Source organism: Oleiphilus sp. HI0080 (genome assembly GCF_001635135.1).
In genome coordinates this window covers 1-1,675 of sequence record NZ_LWFU01000899.1, presented here as the reverse complement: position 1 = coordinate 1,675, position 1,675 = coordinate 1, and the positions used below count along the sequence as shown (strand labels likewise).

Here is a 1,675-nt window from a genome sequence, read left to right as displayed (position 1 = left end):
TCAGCGACGTTGTGAGCAACTTAGCCAAGGAAATCGCCGTTCGCATTAATTCAAGCGCCGCAGTTAACCCCGTCAGCTTAACTGCGACCGTGCTTCTGTCGACTCATCGCCAAGCCATGGATGCCAATGAGCTGGCGCATCTGAACACGTTTTTCGCCGGCTTGCTCCGCAAACTCCCCTATTCAGATCATGTCTCTTTTCCTGAAGGTGATGGCGAGGAGTGGATTCAATATACCGAAGAAATGGGCTTATTGAGCCGTCAGAAAAATGAGCTAGGCGACATCATTACCCTGAGCGATCGAAATGCCGTTTTATTGACCTACAACCGCAATAACACACTCCATCTGTTTGCTGTGCCGGCGTTAATTGCCTGCATTATTCGCAGCAACCCAAGCATGAGCAAGGTCGAGATCCATCGTATTTTTCGTTCGGTTTATTCCTACATTAGAGCCGAATTGTTCCTACAGTGGAATAGCTCTGAAATCGACGAGATTTTTGAAGAATGGCTCAATGTTATGGCCGAAAGCCAACTTCTCAAGATTGAAGACAACCATGTGCGCCGCCCTATAATTGGCTCATCAGACTACATAAAGCTTTCAACTCTGGCGAGCTTCATTATGCCAACGCTTGAACGCTATTACATCGTGATCGCGATTCTCACGCGCAAAGAAAGCGGGTCGATGACGGCTCAAGAGCTTGAGCAACTAAGTACTCTGATGGCAGAGCGTATGTCGATATTGTTTGGGCTAAATGCGCCAGAGTTTTTCGATAAAACCTTGTTCCGAAACTTTATCGCCGTACTCAAAGACAAGCAAATACTTCAAGAAGACGACGAAGAGAAGCTGAAATACAGCGAGCTTGTTCTCAAAGCCGCGGAAGACTCAATGCTGGTTCTCAATGCTGAGCTCAGACAGGCGATCTTGCAAGTCACTTCCGGCCACTAACAAGCACTTGGCTGAAGCTCAGCTATTTGCGGAAAGATCCTCTAATCGCCGGATCGTATAGATATCGTATCGAGAGCTCTTACCCTCAAGAATAAGTGAGGGCTTGGGGCCCTGTATCGCCTCCCCCTTACGAGGGCGCTTCACCACTACCCGGTAGCGCGCCTTCTTTAAGGCTTCCTCGAGTAGCAAATAATCATCCTCATTCTGTCCGACGATATCATGAAACGCGCGCATCTCTTTTTTAACAGCAGCCGACTTGCCCTGCTCGGGGTACATGGGGTCTAAATAGATAACATCAGCGACTAATTCAGAAGACTCTCTGAGATAATCTAGCGCATCACCAAAACGCAAGTTCATGCGATGCGCCGTATGAGCAATTGAAAGATCATGCGCAGCTTTCGCCTGCTCTATCGCAAAACCCAAAAGCGCCTCTACGGCCGGCACTCGCTCAAACAAGTCAACCTTACAGCCGAGCGTAGCAAGAACAAATGCGTCACGACCTAACCCCGCGGTGACATCCAAAACATGAGGATAGACTCCCTTATTCAAACCCACAGCTTTGGCAATCAACTGCCCCTTGCCACCACCATGACGCATGCGATGCAGGTTTTTACCTTCAACAAACGAGGCGTTAATTGGCCCGGGCGCGGCCTTACCTGTTTGATGTAAAGTAAGCGCATTATCGCCGAAAACGAGAAAGTAATCGGCGACAAACGGATCAATATCCTGGG

The 1,675-nt window shown here is 48.8% G+C and carries 1 protein-coding gene and 1 pseudogene; one reads left to right on the top strand and one right to left on the bottom strand.

Going from position 1 to position 1,675, the window contains the following annotated elements; translation table 11 throughout:
- Positions 1 to 944 (top strand): annotated as a pseudogene (locus A3751_RS17770) (glycerol-3-phosphate 1-O-acyltransferase); the annotation flags it as partial.
- Between the two features lie 18 nt (positions 945 to 962).
- Here the strand turns inward: A3751_RS17770 and A3751_RS17765 are convergent.
- The coding region (locus A3751_RS17765; RefSeq protein ID WP_068458345.1) for a class I SAM-dependent methyltransferase at positions 963 to 1,675 on the bottom strand (713 nt) is incomplete at its 5' end.